The organism is Streptomyces sp. BYX5S, assembly GCF_054724165.1.
The window spans coordinates 790,854-811,781 of the sequence record NZ_CM138829.1; the positions used below are offsets into that span (position 1 = coordinate 790,854).

General features: G+C 72.2%; 15 protein-coding genes. 7 read left to right on the forward strand and 8 right to left on the reverse strand.

Annotated features, from left to right (window positions below; translation table 11 throughout):
• Positions 1–90: 90 nt before the first annotated feature.
• Positions 91–537, reverse strand: coding sequence for an Rv3235 family protein (locus ACYBSK_RS03560; protein WP_460245139.1), 447 nt, complete (start codon positions 535–537; stop codon positions 91–93).
• A 276-nt stretch (positions 538–813) separates the two neighbouring features.
• Here ACYBSK_RS03560 and ACYBSK_RS03565 point away from each other — a divergent pair, with 276 nt between their 5' ends.
• The 3 genes from ACYBSK_RS03565 to ACYBSK_RS03575 all read left to right on the forward strand — a co-directional run bounded on the left by ACYBSK_RS03565 (position 814) and on the right by ACYBSK_RS03575 (position 4,485).
• Positions 814–1,332, forward strand: a complete 519-nt coding sequence (locus ACYBSK_RS03565) for a DUF6912 family protein (RefSeq protein ID WP_460245140.1) — start codon at positions 814–816, stop codon at positions 1,330–1,332.
• A 41-nt stretch (positions 1,333–1,373) separates the two neighbouring features.
• Positions 1,374–2,045 (forward strand): HAD family hydrolase, encoded by a 672-nt coding sequence (locus tag ACYBSK_RS03570; protein ID WP_460246954.1) that lies wholly within the window; start codon positions 1,374–1,376, stop codon positions 2,043–2,045.
• 142 nt (positions 2,046–2,187) lie between these two features.
• The gene (locus tag ACYBSK_RS03575; protein WP_460245141.1) at positions 2,188–4,485 is read left to right on the forward strand and encodes a helix-turn-helix transcriptional regulator; all 2,298 of its coding nucleotides are present in this window, start codon (positions 2,188–2,190) and stop codon (positions 4,483–4,485) included.
• Positions 4,486–5,012: 527 nt separating this feature from the next.
• Here the strand turns inward: ACYBSK_RS03575 and ACYBSK_RS03580 are convergent.
• Positions 5,013–5,579, reverse strand: coding sequence for a DJ-1/PfpI family protein (locus ACYBSK_RS03580; protein ID WP_460245142.1), 567 nt, complete (start codon positions 5,577–5,579; stop codon positions 5,013–5,015).
• A 461-nt stretch (positions 5,580–6,040) separates the two neighbouring features.
• On the opposite strand from ACYBSK_RS03580, the gene ACYBSK_RS03585 reads away from it, so the two are divergent.
• On the forward strand, positions 6,041–10,981 hold the full coding sequence (locus ACYBSK_RS03585; protein ID WP_460245143.1) for an NAD-glutamate dehydrogenase: 4,941 nt from the start codon (positions 6,041–6,043) through the stop codon (positions 10,979–10,981).
• A gap of 66 nt (positions 10,982–11,047) precedes the next feature.
• Here the strand turns inward: ACYBSK_RS03585 and ACYBSK_RS03590 are convergent, their stop codons facing one another.
• Together ACYBSK_RS03590 and ACYBSK_RS03595 are read right to left on the reverse strand one after the other, a co-directional pair.
• Positions 11,048–11,890, reverse strand: coding sequence for an ABC transporter ATP-binding protein (locus tag ACYBSK_RS03590; protein WP_460245144.1), 843 nt, complete (start codon positions 11,888–11,890; stop codon positions 11,048–11,050).
• A complete protein-coding gene (locus ACYBSK_RS03595) occupies positions 11,883–12,809 on the reverse strand; it encodes an ABC transporter permease (RefSeq protein ID WP_460245145.1) in 927 nt (308 codons plus the stop codon). Before ACYBSK_RS03595 ends, ACYBSK_RS03590 begins: the two co-directional genes overlap by 8 nt.
• Positions 12,810–12,959: 150 nt before the next feature.
• Here ACYBSK_RS03595 and ACYBSK_RS03600 point away from each other — a divergent pair, with 150 nt between their 5' ends.
• Together ACYBSK_RS03600 and ACYBSK_RS03605 are read left to right on the forward strand one after the other, a co-directional pair.
• Positions 12,960–13,583 carry a TetR/AcrR family transcriptional regulator gene (locus ACYBSK_RS03600; protein WP_457475355.1) on the forward strand — a complete coding sequence of 208 codons (624 nt, stop codon included), beginning with the start codon at positions 12,960–12,962 and terminating at the stop codon, positions 13,581–13,583.
• 103 nt (positions 13,584–13,686) lie between these two features.
• Positions 13,687–15,390 (forward strand): threonine/serine exporter family protein, encoded by a 1,704-nt coding sequence (locus ACYBSK_RS03605; RefSeq protein WP_460245146.1) that lies wholly within the window; start codon positions 13,687–13,689, stop codon positions 15,388–15,390.
• A gap of 79 nt (positions 15,391–15,469) precedes the next feature.
• Here ACYBSK_RS03605 and ACYBSK_RS03610 read toward each other — a convergent pair whose 3' ends face one another.
• Positions 15,470–15,928 carry a MarR family winged helix-turn-helix transcriptional regulator gene (locus tag ACYBSK_RS03610; protein WP_460245147.1) on the reverse strand — a complete coding sequence of 153 codons (459 nt, stop codon included), beginning with the start codon at positions 15,926–15,928 and terminating at the stop codon, positions 15,470–15,472.
• Between the two features lie 104 nt (positions 15,929–16,032).
• Between ACYBSK_RS03610 and ACYBSK_RS03615 the strand changes: the two genes are divergently transcribed.
• On the forward strand, positions 16,033–16,446 hold the full coding sequence (locus ACYBSK_RS03615; RefSeq protein WP_457475358.1) for an organic hydroperoxide resistance protein: 414 nt from the start codon (positions 16,033–16,035) through the stop codon (positions 16,444–16,446).
• Between the two features lie 11 nt (positions 16,447–16,457).
• On the opposite strand, the gene ACYBSK_RS03620 is transcribed toward ACYBSK_RS03615, so the two are convergent.
• The 3 genes from ACYBSK_RS03620 to ACYBSK_RS03630 all read right to left on the reverse strand — a co-directional run bounded on the left by ACYBSK_RS03620 (position 16,458) and on the right by ACYBSK_RS03630 (position 20,884).
• Positions 16,458–17,777 carry a hypothetical protein gene (locus ACYBSK_RS03620; RefSeq protein WP_460245148.1) on the reverse strand — a complete coding sequence of 440 codons (1,320 nt, stop codon included), beginning with the start codon at positions 17,775–17,777 and terminating at the stop codon, positions 16,458–16,460.
• 111 nt (positions 17,778–17,888) lie between these two features.
• Entirely contained in the window at positions 17,889–18,710 is an 822-nt protein-coding gene (locus ACYBSK_RS03625) for a class I SAM-dependent methyltransferase (RefSeq protein ID WP_460245149.1), read from the reverse strand.
• On the reverse strand, positions 18,620–20,884 hold the full coding sequence (locus ACYBSK_RS03630) for a bifunctional glycosyltransferase/CDP-glycerol:glycerophosphate glycerophosphotransferase (RefSeq protein WP_460245150.1): 2,265 nt from the start codon (positions 20,882–20,884) through the stop codon (positions 18,620–18,622). The genes ACYBSK_RS03625 and ACYBSK_RS03630 overlap by 91 nt, the downstream gene beginning before the upstream one ends.
• Positions 20,885–20,928: the final 44 nt, after the last annotated feature.

Sequence of the window (20,928 nt, forward strand, 5' to 3'; positions counted from 1 at the left end):
ACTAGGACGCTCCGGCGCCTTGCGATCGCACGCACCGGACGCCGCAGCGCCCGCCCTTCGGGCGGACGACGGGGGTTTGTTCACAGGCTCTCAGGGGCTGTCGTAGGTGTCGCGCGGCGGGCGGCCGTCCAGTTCCACCGCCGTGACGCGCCAGCGGCGGTCCCGGTGGAGGTGGAGCCGGAACGCCAGGGCGTGCAGCCGGGGGCCCACGGCGATGCGGGCGAAGACCTCGTAGGCGCCCGCGGAGGATGCGAAGTGGCCGATGTCGTGGACCCTGGGGCTGGGGCCAGCCGTCCCGAGCGGGCGGCGGCCGACCAGCCACAGCAGATCCTCGTAGGCACGGTCCGCGGTGTGGCGGGCGAACCAGTGCGGGGGCCGGTGCCCGCACAGCACCAGGAGCAGCAGCTGGGTGAAGTGGTCCGCGGGGTGCGGCGGGGGCTGGGGAGCCCTGCGGCGGTCGGCGGGGCGACGGCTGTCCCTGCGATTCGGGGGACGGGTGGCCCGCTGCGCGTCCCGCCGGGAAAGCACCTTCTGCACGATGACATCGCCTCCGGATACCGGTGAGTAACTCCTTGTGGGGATCTTGTACGAGGCCGGGGAGCGTCCCGGCAAGGGCCGGTGGGCGGGGCCGGGGAGCGGCGAAGGGTTCGCCTATCAGGGTGGTCGGCGGGGTGCGGGGGCCACGGCTCCGGGAGCGGGCGGCGGACGGGCGCGGGTGGGCGTTGACGTGGGGAGCGGTGCGGGTGGCGGCCCGAAGGGGGACGGTCGCACGTATCCTGAAGATCCCGCCGCAGACCAGAAAGCAGCCGGACCATGCGCGTGTACGTCCCTCTCTCCCTGCCTCGACTCGCAGAGGCGTACAAGAGCGGTGCGATCGGGCCCGCGCCCGTCGCCGCCTTCGGCGTGACGCCCGCGCTGCGCGAGTGGTACGTCTCCGACGACATCGAGGAGCTGGAGTACGCGGCGCTGGGCAGGGCCGCGCTCGCCTCGCTGCGGCTCGTCGCCGCCGACCCGGACGCCGCGCGCCGCCGGGTCGTCGTCGCCGTGGACGTACCCGACCAGGGCGCCGTCGCCGACGCGGACCGCGGGGCGGACCCGGCCGCGCTCGGCGGGCTGACCGTGCGCGAGGCCGTGCCGCTGGCGAAGGTCGCCGCCGTGCACGTCGACTCCGGTGACGCCGACGCCGATGTCACGGCCGCCGCGGACGCGCTCGCCGCGGCCGACAAGGGCGACGCCGACGCGCAGTTCGTCGTGGACGGCGCCGAGGACCACGAGCTGCTGTGGTTCGCCACGCAGGAGATCCCGGGCCTGGTGGGCGGGGCCGGCCGCTGAGGGGGCCCGCGCGGGGGAGTGGGTAGATTCCTGCCATGGCCATGGGGAAGCACGCAGCCACACACATCGTCTGGGACTGGAACGGCACGCTGTTCCACGACAACGACGCCGTCATCCGCGCCAGCAACGCGGCCTTCGCGGCGGTCGGCCTCGCACCGATCACACTGGAGAAGTACCGCGAGCTCTACTGCATACCCATCCCCAAGTTCTACGAGCGGCTGATGGGGCGGCTGCCCACCGAGGCGGAGTGGGCGGCGATGGACGGCGCGTTCCACCAGCACTACGCGCGCCACGCCGTGGACTGCGGGCTCACCGAGGGCGTCGAGCTGCTGCTCGCCGGCTGGCAGGACTCCGGCCGCAGCCAGTCCATCCTCAGCATGGCCGGACACGAGGATCTCGTGCCGCTGGTAACGAAGTTGGGGATCGCCGAGCGGTTCGTGCGCGTCGACGGGCGGACCGGTCCTTCCGGCGGCAGCAAGGCCGAGCACATGGTGCGGCACCTGCGCGTGCTCGAATCCGTGGCCCCGGAGCGGACCGTGGTCATCGGGGACGCCGCCGACGACGCGGTGGCCGCGCACGCCGTGGGGGCCCAGGCCGTGCTCTACACCGGTGGCTCGCACAGCCGGGCCAGTCTCGAAAGGGTGGGCGCACCCGTCGTCGACACCCTGGCGGACGCGGTGCGCGAGGCCGAACGGATCGTCGCGGCTGCTTGAGCCCCGTACGGCCCGGTCAACCGGAGCGGGCCGAGTGAACCGGAACCGCCACCTTTTGCCCTGACCCAGTTCACCCTCCGCTGTCGGCTGCGTACGCTGTGCTGGGATCACTGGCGCGGTGAGGCGACGGGGGCGAGAGCCAATGGGTTTCGGATTCGGGCAGCGGCGGGGCGGTCAACTTCCCGTGGAAGTCACCACGTTCGTCGGCAGAGCGGCCGAACTGGCCGAGGTGCGGGCCGGTTTCGACAGCTCCCGTCTGGTCACCCTGGTGGGGCCGGGCGGAGTGGGCAAGAGCCGTACGGCGCTGCGGGCCGCGGCCCGCAGCGCCGAGCGGTTCCCGGACGGGGTGTGGCTCGTCGAGCTGAGCGCCCTGCGCGACCCCGAGCTGATTCCCGCCACCCTGGCCGCCGTGCTCGAACTGCCGGAGCAGGCGGGCATGGAGCCGCTCGACGCCGTCGTCGCGCACCTGCGGGAGCGGCGGCTGCTCATCGTCCTCGACACCTGCGAGCACCTGGTCGACGCCTGCGCCATGCTCACCGACGTACTGCTGCGGGAGGCCGCGGGCGTCCATGTGCTCGCCACCAGCCGGCAGCCGCTCGACGTTCCGGGGGAGCGGTGCTGCGCCATCGCGCCGCTCGGGCCGGACGACGCGCTGGAGCTGTTCGTGCAGCGCGCCTCCGCCGTGGTGCCGGGGTTCGCCGTGAACGAGGCGAACCGGGAGCAGCTGGCGGCGCTGGCACGGCGGCTCGACGGGATTCCGCTGGCCATCGAGCTGGCGGCGGTGCGGCTGCGGGCGGTGCCGCTCGAACACCTGGTGCAGCGGCTCGGGCAGCGCTTCGAGGTGCTGACCGGTGGGCGGCGCACCGCGCTCACGCGGCACCAGACGCTGCGTACGGCCATCGGCTGGTCGCACGAGCTGTGCACGCCGAAGGAGCGGCTGCTGTGGGCGCGGCTGTCCGTCTTCGCGGGCTCCTTCGAGCTGGCGGCCGCCGAAGTCGTGGGCGCGGGCGGCGAGTTGACGGGCGGGGATGTGCTGGAGCAGCTCATCGGACTCGTCGACAAGTCCGTCGTCCAGCGGATCGGGGAGAACGGCGGGCGGTACCGGATGCTCGACACGATCCGCGAGTACGGCGCCGAATGGCTGGAGGAGACGGGGCAGGGGGACGCGGTGCGGCGCCGGCACTCCGCGTACCACCGCGACCTCGGGCAGCGCTACTGGGACAACTTCCTGACGACCGAGCAGGTCGGCCACTACCGGACGCTGCGCGCGGCGCAGGCCGATGTCCGGGCCGCGCTGGAGTACGCGTACCAGAGCCCCGAAACGGTGGCCGCGGGGCTGTGGTTCGCCGCGCAGCTCGGGCCGTACTGGCGGGCCGTCGGCCTGCTCTCCGAGGGGCGGTACTGGATCGAGAAGGGGCTCGCGCTCCTCGACGAGGTGGGCGAGGAGCAGGCGTGGGGGCGGTTCATGATCTCCCTGTTCGCGGTGTGGCGGGGCGATCTGCCGGGCGCGCTCGAACTGTTCCACCGGGCCGTCGACATCGCGCGGCGCTCGGAGAACGACCGGGTCGAGCTGTTCTGCGAGGCGTACCTGGGCGGGCTCGCCGCGCTGTGCGGGGAGCCGGAGGGGCTCGACGCCCTGGAGGGCGCGCGGCAGCGGCTGCTCGCGGGCGGCGACGGGCTCGGCATCGCCGTCATCCACTACGAAGGGGCGCTGCTGCTCGGCGTGCTGGGGGACACGGACGGCGCGCTCGAACTGTGCCGGACGGGGCTCGCCTACCTGGAGGGCACGGGGGAGCGGCAGCTGTTCGGGTCGACGCTCATGGTGCAGGGGCTGATCCTCTGGCTCGCCGGGGACCGGGAGGCGGCCGTCGCGGCGCTGTGCCGGGGCCTGGAGGCGGCGGCGGAGATCGACGAGGTGCTGGTCGCGGCGCTGTGCTGCCTCGGGCTCGCATGGTCCGCGGCGCACGGTGAGCGGCATGTGCGGGCGGCGTGGCTGCTCGGGTACGCGGAGAACGCGCGGCGGCTGGGGGGCGGGGACCCGGTCGGGATGCTGCCGTCGCTCTTCGAGGAGCAGGAGGCGGTGCGGGAGGCGGTGCGGGCCGGGCTGGGGGAGAAGGAGTTCCGGCGGTGGTGGGGGGTGGGGGCGCGGTTGTCGGGGGCGCAGGTGCTGGATGCGGTGCGGGCGGGGGCGGATGTGCCGGTGGTGTCGGTGGGCGTGCGGATGCCTGCGGCGCGTGGGGGTGGGGTGGATGCGTTGACGCGGCGGGAGAGGGAGGTGGCGGCGTTGGTCTCCGAGGGGTTGTCGAATCGGGAGATCGCGGAGCGGTTGGTGATTTCGAAGCGGACGGCGGATGCGCATGTGGAGCATATTTTGGCGAAGTTGGGGGTGGGGTCGAGGACGGAGATTCCCGTGATGGGGTCGGGGGTCGAGCGGGCGTAGGCGGAGCCGGTTGTTGCGGTCGCGGGGCTCCGCCCCGGGCCCCGCTCCTCAAGCGCCGGAGGGGCTCCAAAAGATCGGGGCTCTGCCCCGGACCCCGCTCCTCAAGCGCCGGAGGGGCTGGAATGGTTCGCCGGAAGGGCTGGAAAGATCACCGGAGGGGCTGGAATGGGCGCCGGAGGGCTGGAATGGGCGCCGGAGGGCTGGAAAGGGCGCCGGAGGGCTGGAAAGGGCGCCGGAGGGCTGGGAAGGGCGCCGGAGGGCTTGATTCGGCTAGGTATACGGATTCCCTTCGTGTTGGGGAGATGCGTATACGGGGAACGGGCGATACCGATGTCCCGGAGGGGTGGGCGCGGCAGGCTGTAGGGGTGTCGCGTGCTTCGGAGGAATCGCGCGGCGGGGTGCCGGACGGCAATGGTCAACTCCCCACGGCTGTCGTGGCATCGGCCCCCCGTCGCTGCATACGAAGCGGCGCGCGTTTCGGTGGCTGCCCTCGTCGGCGGGGCAGCCACCGCACTTTCCCGGCCGCCCTAGGACATCGGCGCCTTCGCCCGCAGCACCGTGAGGAACTCCCGCATCCACTGCGCGTGGTCCGGCCAGGCGCGCGAGGAGACCAGGGTGCCGTCGACCACCGCCTCCGCGTCCTGGAAGCTCGCCCCCGCCGCCTGCATGTCCATTTCGAGGGCCGGGTAGGCCGTGACGCGCCGGCCCCGCAGGCCGTCGACCGCCGCCGTCAGGAGCGGGCCGTGGCAGATCTGCGCGACGGGCCGGTCGGTGTCGAAGAAGGACTTGATGATCTTGCGGAGCTCGGCGTCGGCGCGCAGGTATTCCGGCGCCCGGCCGCCCGGGATCACCAGAGCGGCGTACTGGCCCGGGTCGACTTCCGCGAAGGCCAGGTCGGCGGGCCAGGTGTAGCCGGGCTTCTCCGTGTACGTGTCGAAGCCGGGCTCGAAGTCGTGGATGACGAAGCGCAGCTTCTTGCGGGTGGGGGCCGCGATGTCGACCTCGTAGCCCTCCTCGCGCAGCCGCTGGTACGGGTAGAGGACTTCCAGCGACTCCGCCGCGTCGCCGGTGACGATCAGGATTTTGGGTGCCATTGGTCACACGCTCCCCTCGCCGGGATCCGTCGTGTCGTCAGCCCAACGTGGCGCCGTGCCGCCGCGTCGGCAAGAGCCCGTACCGCGCAAGGGGTTCAGGGGTTCTGTGCAGAGTGTCAAAGTTCCACCGCTTGTTTTGTACACATACGGCTCATGACGACTCACCCTGGGGGAGCGATAGCCTGGTCCCGTGATCAGCGCGATATCTCGCGGGGGCATCGTCGCCCCCTGCCCGCGCCGGGAGAACACGACCCGCCACAGCGGCCGTGCCCGGCGCCGAGTCGCTGATCATTTCGGGCGGATGGCCTTTTCGTTGAAAACGGCGCATTGTCGTCCGCACTTCTCCCATCCCGGCATAACGTCGTCCCAGACCGGACACCCCGCGTCGAGGCGTTGTGCCGAGCGATTCATCTACGCCACATCTACGTCTCGCAACGGCGCGCGACAGGAGCCAGAGGACAATGCAGACCAAGCTGGACGAAGCCAAAGCCGAGCTGCTCACCAGGGCGGCACGGGTAGCTGAGAACAGCCCGGTAGGGGGGAACCTACCCACTGGGGCGACGGGCTCGGGCACGAACGCCACCAAGGACATCGACAGCGTGCTCGCGTTCCTCCAGCGCTACTACCTGCACACCGCACCGGAGGACCTGAGCGACCGCGACCCGGTCGACGTCTTCGGGGCGGCGCACTCGCACCACCGCCTCGCGGAGAACCGTCCGCAGGGCACCGCCAACGTGAAGGTGCACACCCCGACCGTCGAGGAGAACGGCTGGACGTGCAGCCACTCCGTCGTCGAGGTCGTCACCGACGACATGCCGTTCCTGGTGGACTCCGTCACCAACGAGCTGTCCCGGCAGGGGCGCGGCATCCACGTCGTCATCCACCCGCAGATCACCGTGCGGCGCGACGTCACCGGCAAGCTCCTCGAAGTGCTGCCGGCCGGCACGTCCGCCGAGGGCCACGACGTGCTCACCGAGTCGTGGATCCACGTCGAGATGGACCGCGAGACCGACCGCGCGGACCTCAAGCAGATCACCGCCGATCTGCTGCGCGTCCTGTCCGACGTACGGGAGTGCGTCGAGGACTGGGAGAAGATGCGGGACTCGGCGCTGCGGATCGCCGAGGAGCTGCCCGGCGAGCCGACCGCCGGCGACCTGCCCGACCAGGAGGTCGAGGAGGCCCGCGAGCTGCTGCGCTGGCTGGCCGCCGACCACTTCACGTTCCTCGGCTACCGCGAGTACGACCTCAGCGAGGACGACTCGCTGTCCGCCGTGCCCGGCACCGGCCTCGGCATCCTGCGCTCCGACCCGCACCACGAGCGCGACGAGCACCACCCCGTCTCGCCGTCCTTCAACCGGCTGCCCGCCGACGCCCGCGCCAAGGCCCGCGAGCACCGGCTGCTGGTCCTCACCAAGGCCAACAGCCGCGCCACCGTGCACCGGCCGAGCTACCTCGACTACGTCGGCGTGAAGAAGTTCGACGCCGAGGGCAACGTCGTCGGCGAGCGGCGGTTCCTGGGGCTCTTCTCCTCCGCCGCGTACACCGAGTCCGTGCGCCGCGTGCCCGTCATCCGGCGCAAGGTCGCCGAGGTGCTCAAGGGCGCCGGGTTCTCGCCCAACAGCCACGACGGCCGCGACCTGCTCCAGATCCTGGAGACGTACCCGCGCGACGAGCTGTTCCAGACCCCGGCCGACGAGCTGCGCTCCATCGTCACGAGCGTCCTCTACCTCCAGGAGCGCCGCCGTCTGCGGCTCTACCTGCGCCAGGACGAGTACGGGCGCTACTACTCGGCCCTCGTCTACCTGCCGCGCGACCGCTACACCACCGGCGTCCGGCTGCGGATCATCGACATCCTCAAGGAGGAGCTCGGCGGCACCAGCGTCGACTTCACCGCCTGGAACACCGAGTCGATCCTCTCCCGGCTGCACTTCGTCGTCCGCGTCCCGCCGGGCACCGAGCTGCCGGAGCTCTCCGACGCCGACAAGGACCGCATCGAGGCCCGCCTCGTCGAGGCCGCCCGCTCCTGGGCCGACGGCTTCGGGGAGGCGCTGAACGCCGAGTGCGGCGAGGAGCGCGCCGCCGAGCTGCTGCGCCGCTACGGCCAGGCGTTCCCCGAGGGCTACAAGGCGGACCACTCGCCGCGCGCCGCCGTGGCCGACCTCGTCCACCTGGAGCAACTGGCGCAGGGCGAGCAGGACTTCGCGCTCTCCCTGTACGAGCCGGTGGGCGCGGCCCCCGGCGAGCGCCGCTTCAAGATCTACCGGATCGGCGAGTCCGTCTCGCTCTCCGCCGTCCTGCCGGTGCTCCAGCGCCTGGGCGTCGAGGTCACCGACGAGCGGCCGTACGAGCTGCGGTGCAGCGACCGCAAGACCGCGTGGATCTACGACTTCGGCCTGCGCATGCCGAAGCCGGCGAACGGCAACGGGGACGACCTCGGCGCCGACGGCCGCGAGCGCTTCCAGGAGGCCTTCGCCGCGACCTGGACCGGACTCGCCGAGAACGACGGCTTCAACTCGCTCGTCCTGGGCGCCGGCCTGAACTGGCGTCAGGCGATGGTGCTGCGCGCGTACGCCAAGTACCTGCGCCAGGCGGGGTCCACTTTCAGCCAGGACTACATGGAGGACACCCTCCGGACCAACGTCCACACCACCCGGCTGCTCGTCTCCCTGTTCGAGGCGCGGATGTCGCCGGACCGGCAGCGCGCCGGGACCGAGCTGATCGACGGGCTGCTCGAAGAGGTCGACGGCGCCCTCGACCAGGTCGCCAGCCTCGACGAGGACCGCATCCTGCGGTCCTTCCTCACCGTCATCAAGGCGACGCTGCGCACGAACTTCTTCCAGGAGGCGGGCGGCGGCAAGCCGCACGCGTACGTCTCCATGAAGCTCGACCCGCAGGCCATCCCCGACCTGCCCGAGCCCCGGCCCGCGTACGAGATCTGGGTGTACTCGCCGCGCGTCGAGGGCGTGCACCTGCGGTTCGGCAAGGTCGCGCGCGGTGGTCTGCGCTGGTCGGACCGGCGTGAGGACTTCCGTACGGAGATCCTCGGCCTGGTGAAGGCGCAGATGGTGAAGAACACCGTCATCGTGCCGGTCGGCGCCAAGGGCGGCTTCGTCGCCAAGCAGCTGCCGGACCCGGCCGTGGACCGGGACGCGTGGATGGCGGAGGGCATCGCCAGCTACAAGACGTTCATCTCGGCGCTCCTCGACATCACCGACAACCTCGTCGCCGGTGAAGTGGTCCCGCCCGCCGACGTCGTGCGGCACGACGAGGACGACACGTACCTCGTGGTCGCGGCCGACAAGGGCACGGCGTCGTTCTCCGACATCGCCAACCAGGTCGCCGAGTCGTACAACTTCTGGCTCGGTGACGCCTTCGCCTCCGGCGGCTCGGCGGGCTACGACCACAAGGGCATGGGCATCACCGCCCGCGGCGCCTGGGAGTCCGTCAAGCGGCACTTCCGGGAGCTGGGCGTCGACACGCAGTCCGAGGACTTCACGGTCGTCGGCGTCGGCGACATGTCCGGTGACGTGTTCGGCAACGGCATGCTGCTGTCCGAGCACATCCGCCTGGTCGCCGCCTTCGACCACCGGCACATCTTCATCGACCCGAAGCCGGACGCGGCGACCTCGTACGCCGAGCGCCGCCGCATGTTCGAGCTGCCGCGCTCGTCGTGGGCGGAGTACAACAAGGAGCTGATCTCGGCGGGCGGCGGCATCTTCCCGCGCGCCGCCAAGTCGATCCAGCTCAACGCCCACATCCGCGAGGCCCTCGGCATCGAGTCCGGCCAGGCGAAGATGACCCCGGCCGAGCTGATGAAGGCCATCCTCCAGGCTCCGGTCGACCTGCTGTGGAACGGCGGCATCGGTACGTACGTCAAGTCGTCGGTCGAGTCCAACGCGGACGTCGGCGACAAGGCCAACGACCCGATCCGCGTCGACGGCCAGGACGTGCGCGCCAAGGTCATCGGCGAGGGCGGCAACCTCGGCGCGACCCAGCTGGGCCGCATCGAGTTCGCCCGCAGCGGCGGCCGGGTGAACACCGACGCCATCGACAACAGCGCCGGTGTGAACACCTCCGACGTCGAGGTCAACATCAAGATCCTGCTCAACGGGCTGGTGTCCGAGGGCGACATGACGGTCAAGCAGCGCAACAAGCTGCTGGCCGCCATGACCGACGAGGTCGGCCACCTGGTGCTGCGCAACAACTACGCGCAGAACACGGCGCTGGCCAACTCCTGCGCCCAGGCGCCGTCCCTGCTCCACGCCCACCAGCGGTTCATGCGCCGCCTGGGCAAGCAGGGCCACCTCGACCGGGCCCTGGAGTTCCTGCCGAACGACCGGCAGATCCGGGAGCTGCTCAACTCGGGCCGCGGGCTGAGCCAGCCGGAGCTGGCCGTCCTCTTCGCGTACACGAAGATCACGGCGGCCGACGAGCTGATCCAGACCTCGCTGCCGGACGACGCGTACCTGCGCCGCCTGCTGCACGCCTACTTCCCGCAGCCGCTGCGGGAGAAGTACGCGGAGGCGATCGACGCGCACGCGCTGCGCCGCGAGATCATCACGACGGTCCTCGTCAACGACACCGTGAACACGGGCGGTTCGACGTTCCTGCACCGCCTCCGCGAGGAGACGGGCGCGTCGCTGGAGGAGATCGTGCGGGCGCAGCTCGCCGCGCGCGAGATCTTCGGCCTGAGCGAGGTGTGGGACGCGGTCGAGGCGCTCGACAATGTCGTCGCCGCCGACGTCCAGACGCGGATCCGGCTGCACTCGCGGCGGCTCGTCGAGCGCGGCACCCGCTGGCTGCTCAACAACCGTCCGCAGCCGCTCCAGCTGGCCGAGACCATCGACTTCTTCAAGGAAGGCGTCACCAAGGTCTGGGCCGAGCTGCCGAAGACGCTGCGCGGCGCGGACGCCGAGTGGTACCAGGGCATCCTCGACGAGCTGACCGGCGCCGGGGTGCCGGAGGAGCTGGCGGAGCGCGTCGCCGGGTTCTCCTCGGCGTTCCCGACGCTCGACATCGTGCAGATCGCCGACCGGAACGGCAAGGACGCGCTGGCCGTCGCCGAGGTCTACTACGACCTCGCCGACCGGCTCGCCATCACGCAGCTCATGGACCGCATCATCGAGCTGCCGCGCGCCGACCGCTGGCAGTCCATGGCCCGCGCCTCCATCCGCGAGGACCTGTACGCGGCGCACGCGGCGCTCACCGCCGACGTACTGGCGGCGGGCAACGGCACCTCGACGCCGGAGCAGCGGTTCAAGGCGTGGGAGGAGAAGAACGCCGCGATCCTGGGCCGGGCGCGGTCCACGCTGGAGGAGATCCAGGGCTCGGACTCGTTCGACCTGGCGAACCTGTCGGTGGCGATGCGCACGATGCGGACGCTGCTGCGCACGCACTCGTAAAGGTCTGCGCATACGGGGGCGCCCCGAGCCGGTCGGTCCGGCTCGGGGCGCCCCCGTATGCGCGGCCTACGCGGCCACGGGTGCCTTCGGCTTCCTCGCCTTGGGCTTCGGCTTGTCGCCGGTGGCGTTGGTGAACGCCTCGTACTCCTTGAGGACGTCGGCGGTCGGCCCGTCCATCCGCAGCTCGCCGCGCTCCAGCCACAGCACCCGGTCGCAGGTGTCCCGGATCGACTTGTTGCTGTGGCTGACGAGGAACACGGTGCCCGCGCGCCGCCGCAGCTCCTTGACGCGCTGCTCGGCGCGCTTCTGGAAGGCGCGGTCGCCGGTGGCCAGCGCCTCGTCGATGAGCAGGACGTCGTGGTCCTTGGCCGCGGCGATGGAGAACCGCAGGCGGGCGGCCATGCCGGAGGAGTAGGTCCGCATCGGCAGCGTGATGAAGTCGCCCTTCTCGTTGATGCCGGAGAAGTCGACGATGTCGTCGTAGCGGTCCCGGACCTGCTCGCGGCTCATGCCCATCGCGAGGCCGCCGAGCCGCACGTTGCGCTCGCCGGTGAGGTCGTTCATGAGGGCCGCGTTCACGCCGAGCAGGGAGGGCTGGCCGTCGGTGTAGATCCGTCCGTTCTCGGTGGGCAGCAGACCGGCGACGGCCTTCAACAGGGTGGATTTCCCGGACCCGTTGGTGCCGATGAGGCCGATGGCCTCGCCGCGGTAGGCGGTGAAGGACACGTTCCGCACCGCGTGCACCGTGCGCACCCCGGCCCGGCGCTCGGCCTTCTTGCGGCCGCCGAGGATCCGGCTGAGGGCGGCGGTCGCGGCGCCGCGGCCCGCGCCGGTGCCGTTGACGCGGTAGACGATGTCGACGCCGTCCGCGATGACGGTCGGGACCTGTTGTCCGGTGTGCTCAGCCACGTCCGTACGTCTCCTCGGCCTTCCAGAAGTAGATGAATCCGCCGACCCCGGCGAGCAGTGCCCAGCCGACCGCCAACGCCCAGATGTGGTGCGGCAGTTGGTCCGCGCTGAAGCTGTCGATGAGCGCGAAGCGCATCAGGTCGATGTAGACGGCGGCCGGGTTCGCCCGGAGCAGGACCGTCACCGCCGACGGCACGTCCCGGCCGGCGGTCAGATGCGTGAGGCTCCACATCACGCCCGACGCGTACATCCACGTACGCAGCAGGAACGGCATCAGCTGCGCGAGGTCCGGGGTCTTCGAGCCGAGCCGCGCCATGATCAGCGCGAGCCCGGTGTTGAACGTGAACTGGAGCGTCAGCGCGGGCACGGCCAGCACCCACGACGGCGCCGGCGGCACGCCCGCGCACAGCAGGATCACCACGAGCGCGCACATCGAGAACAGCAGCTGCTGGAGCTGCTGGAGGCAGAACGAGATCGGGAGCGCGGCCCGCGGGAAGTGCAGCGCCCGCACGAGCCCCAGGTTCCCGGAGATCGCCTTCGTCCCCGCCATCACCGACGACTGCGTGAACGTCCACACGAACACGCCCGTGACCAGGAACGGGATGTAGTCCGGCACGCCCCGGCTGGTGCCCATGAGCTTGCCGAAGATGAGGTAGTAGACCGCCGCGTTCAGCAGCGGCGTCAGCACCTGCCAGACCTGGCCGAGCTTCGCCTGGCTGTACTGGGCGGTGAGCTTGGCGGTCGAGAAGGACGAGATGAAGTGCCTGCGCCGCCACAACTGGCGTACGTACGCGGGCAGCGAGGGCCGCGCGCCGCTGACGCTCAGCCCGTGCCGGGCGGCGAGGGCCGCCGGATCCTCCGGGGCGGGGACGGACCGCGGCGCCTCTTGCGGGGGAGGCGCGTCCAGGACCTGGCTCACATCCGCTGCTTTCGGTCGAGGGGGGTGGGCGACGACCGGTGTTCATCCGCCGTTCACGTCGGGACGGGTCCGTATCGTCGTGACGTGAGCGTAGGCCGTTCTTACGTCGGAACGCAACCGTTTCGTCGTCGCGCACCTATGCTGTGCCGTATGACGACCAACGCCGCATCCCCGAAGCCGCCGCGCCGCAGGGCCCCCGCCGGCGCGGCCGTCCTGCGCGAGGACGTGACGGAGGCCATCCGCTCCGCCGTCTTCGAGGAGCTGGCCTCGGTGGGCTACGCCCGGATGTCCATCGAGGGCATCGCGCGCCGCGCGGGCGTCGGCAAGACGGCCGTCTACCGCCGCTGGAAGTCCAAGCTCCACCTGGTCCTCGACCTGGTCTCGGCGATAGCGGTGCAGGGCCTGCCCGCCCCCGACACCGGCTCCCTGGAGGGCGATCTCCGGCTCCTGTACGAGGTCACGTCGCGCGCGCTGCGCCACCCCGTGGCGGGCCAGATCATCCCGGACCTCCAGGCCGAGGCGGCCCGCAACCCGGACATCGCCGAGGCGCTCCAGAAGGCGCTGCGCGAGGGGCAGCACGGGGTGGCGAGCGGGATCGTGCGGGCGGCGGTGGAGCGGGGCGAGCTGAAGGCGGGCCTCGACGAGGAGCTCGCCCTGGACCTCGTCTCGGGGCCGCTGTACTGGCGCACGGTGGTGGTGCGGACGCCGAAGCTGCCGAAGGGGTATCTGGGGCGGTTGTCCGCGGGGACGGCGGCGGCGCTCAAGGCGTTGTGACGGCCGGCTCGGCGGCGGGAGTCGCGGTCGGCGTGACGGGGGCTGTTTTTCGGAGCGGAACTCTTAAGTCGTTCAAGTGTGATGTCCGTTACGCTCCATTTGTATGCCTTCGAGGACCCGCACCCCCGCTTCCGCCGCCCTCACCGACCCCTGGCTGAACAAGGCGCTGCCCCGGCTGCGCGGCATCGAGCCGACCAGGAGTTACGGCTACGGCGGGGAGTTGCTGCACGACGACGGCCGGGCCGACATGGAGGCCTACGGCGCGCGGGTCGCCGAGCTCGCGACGCGGCTCGGGGAGGCGCTCCTGTCGTACGGGGCCTCCGCGGAGGAGGCCGTCGCGGGGATGCTCGTCGTCGCCGAGACGTACGGGCTCAGCTACTGCGAGCCGCAGGTCACGCTCGGCTCCGTGGCGCTGTCCGGGCACGCGCCCGGTGAGCTGACGCCGCTGCACGCGAACCGGGTGATCCGTAAGCACGGCACGGACTTCCGTACGTTGGGGCGCATCCACGCGCTCGTCGAGCGGATCAGCGCGCGGCAGCTGGGGCTCGACGAGGCGCGGGCCGGCGCGGCGCGGATCCTCGACGCGCCCGCGGACCGTGGGCGGTGGGCCGTGTGGCGGGTTCCGGTGCAGACCGGGTTCGTGGCCGCCGGTGGCGGTATCGCGTTCGGTGGCGGGGCGCTGGCCTCCGTGTGCGCGTTCGTGGTGGGGCTGCTCGGGGCGTACTTGAGCGGGTGGCTGGGGCGCAACGGGGTGCCCGCGTTCTACCGGGCGGCCGTCTCCGCGATGCCGGCGGCCGGGGCGGCCGTCCTCCTCAGTCACGGCGCGCCGCCGTCGACCGTCCAGTCCGTCGTGGTCGCGGGGGTGCTGGGGCTGCTGCCGACGGTGACCTTCGTCAGTGCCGTGCAGGACGCGCTGACCGGGCACTATCTGACCGCGCTCGGGCGGCTGTTCGATGCGTTGCTGGTGTTCGCCGCGGTGGTCGCGGGGGTGGTGGCCGTGCTCGGGATGGGGCGGCTCGTCGGGTTCGAGGCGCCGGTCGTGCCGACGGCGGAGCGGGCCGAGTACCTCGGGGCGCCGGTGGTGGGGGCGGCGGTGTTCTCGGTGGCCGTGGCGGCGCGGGCGCGGACGCCGCGGCGGGACTGGGCGCCGGCGGCGCTGCTCGGGCTGGGCGGGTTCGTGGTGGCGGCGGAGTTCGCGGCGCTCGGGTTGCCGTCGTTGGTGGGGACGGTGGTCGTGGCGGCGGGGGTCGGATGTGCGGGGCATGCGGTGGCGCGGCGGCGGCGGGAGTCGGCGTTGCCGTTGGTGGTGCCGGGGATTGCGCCGTTGTTGCCGGGCAGTGCGTTGTACGTGGCGTTGGCGGCGATGGCGTCCGGGCGGACGGATGTGGGGGTTGGGGGGTTGGTGCATGCGGCGGCCGTGGTGTTGGCGATTGCCGTGGGGGTGGGGTTGGCGGGGGAGGGGGCGCAGTTGTGGCGGCGGGTTTCCGGTGCGCCGCGCCGGGGTGCACGTCACGGGGCTCCGCCCCGGACCCCGCTCCTCAATCGCCGGAGGGGCTTGAAGGTGGGGGTCCTGCTTCTCGGCCGCCGGAGGGGCTCGAAGATCGGGGCGCTGCCCCGGACCCCGCTCCTCAATCGCCGGAGGGGCTCAAAGATCGGGGCGCTGCCCCGGGCCCTGCTCCTCAATCGCCGGAGGGGCTCGAAGGTGGGGGGCCTGCTTCTCGGCCGCCGGTGGGGCTCGAAGATCGGGGCGCTGCCCCGGGCCCTGCTCCTCAATCGCCGGAGGGGCTCGAAGGTCGGAGGGGCTTGAAGGGGGCGCCCGGGAGGGCTCGGAGGTCGGAGGGGCTCGAAAGGTCGGCGGGGCTTGAAGGGGAGCGCTCCGAGGTGTTTTAGAGGTCGGCGTTGTCCAGGGCTCGGGTCAGGCGGTCGAGGTGGGAGCGGAGGGATTCGATTTCGGTGAGGTCGAAGCCGGTGGCCGTGGCGATCTTGCGGGGGACCTCGGCGGCGCGGGGCTTCAGGGCGGTGCCGGCCTCGGTGAGGGTGACGGTCACCGAGCGCTCGTCCGTGGTGCTGCGCTCGCGGCGGACCAGGCCGTTGGTCTCCAGGCGCTTGAGGAGCGGCGAGAGGGTACCCGAGTCGAGGCGGAGGCGTTCGCCGAGGCGCTTGACCGGGAGGGGGCCCTCCTCGGGGGCGGCCTCCCACAGGACCAGCATGACCAGGTACTGGGGGTACGTGAGCCCCAGGTCCTTGAGCAGCGCCCGGTAGACGCCGCCGAACGCGCGCGACGCCGCGTTGAGCGAGAAGCAGATCTGGCGGTCGAGCCGGAGGAGATCGTCCGTGCTGGTCATGGGTCAAGGGTAGCCCCGCACGATTGAGTTGCGCACAATTTAATTGCGCATCATTGAGTTGCGTGGTCTACTGGAGTCACCGACAACCCGAGAGGCAGGTCCCCATGGACGCCATCTACACCGCCGTCGCCACCGCCACCCACGGCCGGGACGGCCGTGCCGTCTCCTCCGACGGTGTGATCGACCTCCAGCTCGGCGTGCCCACGGAGATGGGTGGCAGCGGACAGGGCTCCAACCCCGAGCAGCTGTTCGCCGCCGGTTACGCCGCCTGTTTCGGCAGCGCGCTCGGCCTCGTCGGCCGGAACGCCAAGGTGGACGTCGCCGACGCCGCCGTCACCGCCGAGGTCTCCATCGGCAAGGAGGGCGAGGGCTTCGGGCTCGCCGTCGTGCTGCGCGTGGAGCTGCCCGACTCGGTCGACGCCGAGACCGGCCGCAAGCTCGTCGAGCAGGCGCACCAGGTGTGCCCGTACTCGAACGCCACCCGCGGCAACATCGACGTACAGCTCGTCGTCGAGTAGGAGCGACCGGGTCAACTCCCGCGGGGCGTGGCCCCGTTGATCCTCGCGAGCACCTCGCCCGTGCGCGGGCTCCACGCCACGAGCACCGCCTCCGGCGGCAGTCGTTCGCCCTTGTCCAGCAGGAGCCAGCGCACCCGGTAGCGGTCGGCGATCGCCCGGCGTTCGGCGCGTGTGGAGTCCGGGGAGAGGTACGCGCGGACCGCCGCCCGGCGCCGCAGCCACGCCGCCGCGTCGACGACCGCGTCGGGACGCGGCGGCGCCACCAGCAGCGGGCCGTGTCCCGGCAGGGAGCGAGTGGCGCGGTAGCCGTCCGTCAGGACCACGTCGCCGGGCGGGACGTGCCGCGCCGCCCAGGTGTACGTGGGCCAGTCCGGCGGCGGGTGCGCCGCCGTCGCCGCGAGGCCGAGCGCCGCGCCCGCCGCCGTCAGCGCGGCCAGGGCGCGGCGTCGTCGTTCCCAGGGGCGGGGCGCCGCGAGGGCGATCGCGAGCGCGCACTGGAGCGGCAGCGCCACCAGCAGCAGCGCCGCGCCGTACGCGGACGGGGCCGTCAGCGCCGCGTACGCGAGAGCCGCGACGCCCGCCCCGCACAGCACGACCAGCGGGTCCCCGTGGTCCCGGCGCACGCGCAGCCACAGCGCCGGGGCGCCGACGAGGGCGAGCCAGGGCCAGTGCGGCGGCGCCGCGTCCGTGTTCGGCCACACCGCGACGAGGCCCACGGCCACGGCCCCCGTCACCGCCCACCGCGCCTCCACCCGGCGCAGCCGCCACGCCCACGCCCAGATCCACAGGGCGAGGCCGATCGCGAACGTCGACGGATAGCCGAGGTCGATCGTCAGCGAGCGCGCCGCGAGGGGCGCGCTGCGCCAGTCCGTGTGCGTTCCCCAGAGCAGAGTCGTCGTCAACAGGGCCCAGACCGGGGCCCACGGGCGTTCCGTGAGGGCGCGGACGGCACGGTTCAGGCCCGTCAGCACGACCAGCAGATTGAACGGGCCCGCCAGCTTCACCACCTCCCAGCCCGTCAGGCCCGTCGCCCGCGCGAAGACGCCCTCGGCGATCGCGTAGGGGGAGGAGACGTACGGGCTGCCCGTGCCCGGCAGGTCGACCAGCGGGTGGCCGGGGTGCAGCAGGCTCGCCTTCAGGCGTTCGACCACCGCCGCGTGCAGCCCGTAGTCGTGGGCCATCGGCACCCACCAGTACGCGAGCGTCAGCAGCAGCCAGTACAGGCCGCCGAAGACGAAGAACGGCGTCGGGCGCCAGAAGCGGCCGCCGCGCAGCGCCGTCGCGCCGCGCGCCGCTCCCCGGACGAGTGCGGTGGTCGTCGTGTACGGCATGGGGTGTGCCTGCCCCGCCGCGGCGGCCCGCCCCGCCTTTCGTGGGCCGTGCGGGTGAGTGCGCGGGCCCGCGCCGCCGTCTCGCGGGCCCGCGCACCGGAGGTGGGGCGGTCAGCGGCCGAGGAGCGCGCGCAGCCGGCCCTTCGAACGGGGAGCCTGCGCGGGCACGGCGGCGGGAGCCTGCTCGTGGCGGGAGACCGGCTGGGCCGGGCGCTTCGCCTTGCGGCCGTCGATGCGGATCATCGAGTGCCCCGCGACCTCCTCCGCGCCGTGCCAGAAGTCGTCGCGGCCCGCCAGCATCTCGCCCAGCTCGCCGCGCACCGGCTCGAACGCGCCCCACGTCCCGTAGAACTTCGTCGCCGTGATGCACAGCGGCTTCAGCCCGGTCGTGGCGACGGCGCCCCACGTCGCGGCGGCGACACCGGGACAGTGCTCGGCGCGGAAGTCGTCGAGGACCACGATGCCGTCCTCACCGAGGAGTTCCTGGGCCGCCGCGATGTCGCCGTGCACGTGCTCGTACAGGTGCGAGGCGTCGACGTGCACGAACCGGCAGCTGCCCGGGGCCACCAGCGACGTGATCACGTGCGAGGGGCCCTGCACCACCCTCGGCAACTCATCATGGAAGGAGCGGTAGTTGGCCTCGAAGGCGGCGCGCGTGAGAGTACTGTACGACTTGTTCATCTCCTTGTCGTTGGCCGCGTCGTCGGCGGGCGAGTCGAACAGGTCGCAGACCGTGAACGTCTCCTTCTCGTCCAGGTACTGGCCCATGAAGATGGCGCTCTTGCCCAGGTAGACGCCGAGTTCGAGGAGGTCGCCGCGCTGGCCGAGCGTCCGCTGCCGGCTCAGGAACCAGTCGAAGAGGACCTGGTCGATGTTGTGGAACCAGCCCTTGACGTCGTCGAGCGCGCCGGGGCGGGGAAGCTCGTGCTGCATGTCAACTCCGTTGCGGATCGGTGGTTTGGGGAGGGGATCTCGCCGAGCACGACCCGGCGGACGACACGCTCGGCCGCGCGCCCGTCGGCGTACGCGCAGAACCGCTCGCGGAACGCAGCCCGCAGCTGCGCCGAGCGCGAGCCGCGCCAGTGGCCGGTCGCGAAGATGTCGGTCAGCTCGTCCTCGGAGCGCGCGATGGCGCCCGGCGGGAAGGACCGCAGGTCGAAGTACGTGCCGCGGGCGGCCTCGTACGCCTCCCAGTCGTCGGCGTGGACGACGATGGGGCGGTCCAGGCAGGCGTAGTCGAACATCAGCGAGGAGTAGTCGGTGACCAGCGCGTCCGCCGCCAGGCAGAGCGTCTCCACGCTCGGGTGGTCCGACACGTCGACGAGCCGCGCCGCCGCCTCACGGGACGGCGGCTCCTCGTGCGTGGGACGGGTGCGGGTGAGGATCACGAAACCGGGGCCCAGTTGGCGCAGCATCCGGTCCAGGTCGAGCGGGGAGCGCTGGGTCGTCCGGTAGTCGCGGTGGGTGGGGGCGTAGAGGATCGCGGTCGCGTCCCGCGGGATGCCGAGGTCCTGGCGGGCCCGCGCGACGTCCTGCGAACTCGGTTGGTGCAGACGGTCGTTGCGCGGATTGCCGTACTCCAGCGTCTCGTACGCGGCGGGCAGCACCCGCTCCCACACGAGCGTGGAGTGGCGGTTGGCGGACAGGAGGTAGTCCCACGTGTCGGCGTCGCGCAGCAGCGCCGCGAAGTCGATGCCGCGGGCCGCCGCCGGGTGGTCCTGTAGGTCGAGGCCCATCTTCTTCAGCGGAGTGCCGTGCTGGGCCCGCAGCACGGTCTGGCCCGGCCGCTTGACCGCCTTGGGATCGAAACCCGCGTCGCTGACCAGGTACTTGGAGCGGGCCAGCGCCGTCCAGTACGCGGCCGTGCCGGGCGTGAGGGCGCGGGTCTGCGCCGGGACCGTGCCGTGGTGCTCGGGCCGCGCGATCCACGAGGTGCGCACCCGCGGCGCGTACGTGCGGAAGGCCTCTTCGATCGCGCCCGGGTTGCCGCCGTGGCCGCGCCCGTCACCGCTGGCGAAGACCGCCTCGTTCTGCCGTACGGGGAGCCGGAGTTGGCACCGGTAGTGCAGCTGGAGCAGGGCCCCCTTGAGGGCGCGGCGGGCGGTGGCCGTCGCGCCGGACAGCCGGGCCGTGGCGCGGCGCGCCGTCCACAAGGTCCGGTAGGTGCGGTGCGTGCCGAGGCGGACCAGGGCGTGCCGGAAGCGGGTGCGGTGCGGGACGCGGACGCCGGGCGTGCGGTAACGGGCGTAGTGGGCACGGGACTTGTGCAGGAACTCGCGGCGGGCGCGGGCCGGGAGGCGCTCCTTCCTGACGTAGATCGCGGACAGGTGCTCGACCATCCGCCGGAAGACCAGCGGGCGCCAGGCCGCGTCGAGGTCCGGCTGCTGGTCGAGGAAGTCGAAGACGCGGTCGTACTGGTCGAAGACGTCGAAGTGGTCACGGGAGGTGGTGCCGAGGAGGCCGCCGTGGCGGCGTTGCCGATGGTGGACGCAAGCCCGGTCGAGGGTCGCGATGGTCGAGGAGGCCATCAGCACTGGGTAGGTCCACGGGGTGTCCTCGTAGTGGCCGGGAGGGAACGAGAAGCCTTCCCGCTCGATGAAATCCCGGTGGTACGCCTTGTTCCAGGCCACTGTCGGCAGCGCCAACAGGCCGCCCCTGGAGTCGAGTTGGAAGGGCGCCGCGCCCTCCTCGGAGAGCAGGTGCGGCGGCTGTTCGCGCACCTGGCGGCCGTCCCAGAAAGTGCGTACGTAGTCGTACACCAGAACGTCAGGCGAGCCGGTGTCCGTGAGCCGGTCCGCGATCGCGCGCAGCGCGCCGGGCGCGAGGGTGTCGTCGCCGTCGAGGAACACGACGTAGTCGCCGCGGGCGTGCCGGAGCCCGGCGTTGCGGGCGCGGCCGGGCCCGACGTTCTCGCTCAGACGGAGCGGGCGCACGCGCGAGTCGCGCGCCGCGAACTCGTCGACGATGCTCCTGCTGCCGTCCGGCGAGCAGTCGTCGACGGCGATCAGTTCGAGGTCGGGCCAGGACTGGCCGAGGACCGAGGAGAGGCAGGCGTGCAGGTACGCCTGCACGTTGTGGACGGGGACGATGACACTGAACCGGGGCAACGTGACACATCCATGAGTCGGTGCGGGCATGCTGCCCGGAAACG

What these genes read in the sequence shown, in the direction of transcription:
- ACYBSK_RS03565 (WP_460245140.1), top strand. Translation starts at nt 814, where the DNA reads ATGCGCGTGTACGTCCCTCTCTCCCTGCCTCGACTCGCAGAGGCGTAC.
- ACYBSK_RS03570 (WP_460246954.1), top strand. Translation starts at nt 1,374, where the DNA reads ATGGGGAAGCACGCAGCCACACACATCGTCTGGGACTGGAACGGCACG.
- ACYBSK_RS03575 (WP_460245141.1), top strand. Translation starts at nt 2,188, where the DNA reads ATGGGTTTCGGATTCGGGCAGCGGCGGGGCGGTCAACTTCCCGTGGAA.
- ACYBSK_RS03580 (WP_460245142.1), bottom strand. Translation starts at nt 5,579, where the DNA reads ATGGCACCCAAAATCCTGATCGTCACCGGCGACGCGGCGGAGTCGCTG.
- ACYBSK_RS03585 (WP_460245143.1), top strand. Translation starts at nt 6,041, where the DNA reads ATGCAGACCAAGCTGGACGAAGCCAAAGCCGAGCTGCTCACCAGGGCG.
- ACYBSK_RS03600 (WP_457475355.1), top strand. Translation starts at nt 12,960, where the DNA reads ATGACGACCAACGCCGCATCCCCGAAGCCGCCGCGCCGCAGGGCCCCC.
- ACYBSK_RS03605 (WP_460245146.1), top strand. Translation starts at nt 13,687, where the DNA reads ATGCCTTCGAGGACCCGCACCCCCGCTTCCGCCGCCCTCACCGACCCC.
- ACYBSK_RS03610 (WP_460245147.1), bottom strand. Translation starts at nt 15,928, where the DNA reads ATGACCAGCACGGACGATCTCCTCCGGCTCGACCGCCAGATCTGCTTC.
- ACYBSK_RS03615 (WP_457475358.1), top strand. Translation starts at nt 16,033, where the DNA reads ATGGACGCCATCTACACCGCCGTCGCCACCGCCACCCACGGCCGGGAC.
- ACYBSK_RS03620 (WP_460245148.1), bottom strand. Translation starts at nt 17,777, where the DNA reads ATGCCGTACACGACGACCACCGCACTCGTCCGGGGAGCGGCGCGCGGC.
- ACYBSK_RS03625 (WP_460245149.1), bottom strand. Translation starts at nt 18,710, where the DNA reads ATGCAGCACGAGCTTCCCCGCCCCGGCGCGCTCGACGACGTCAAGGGC.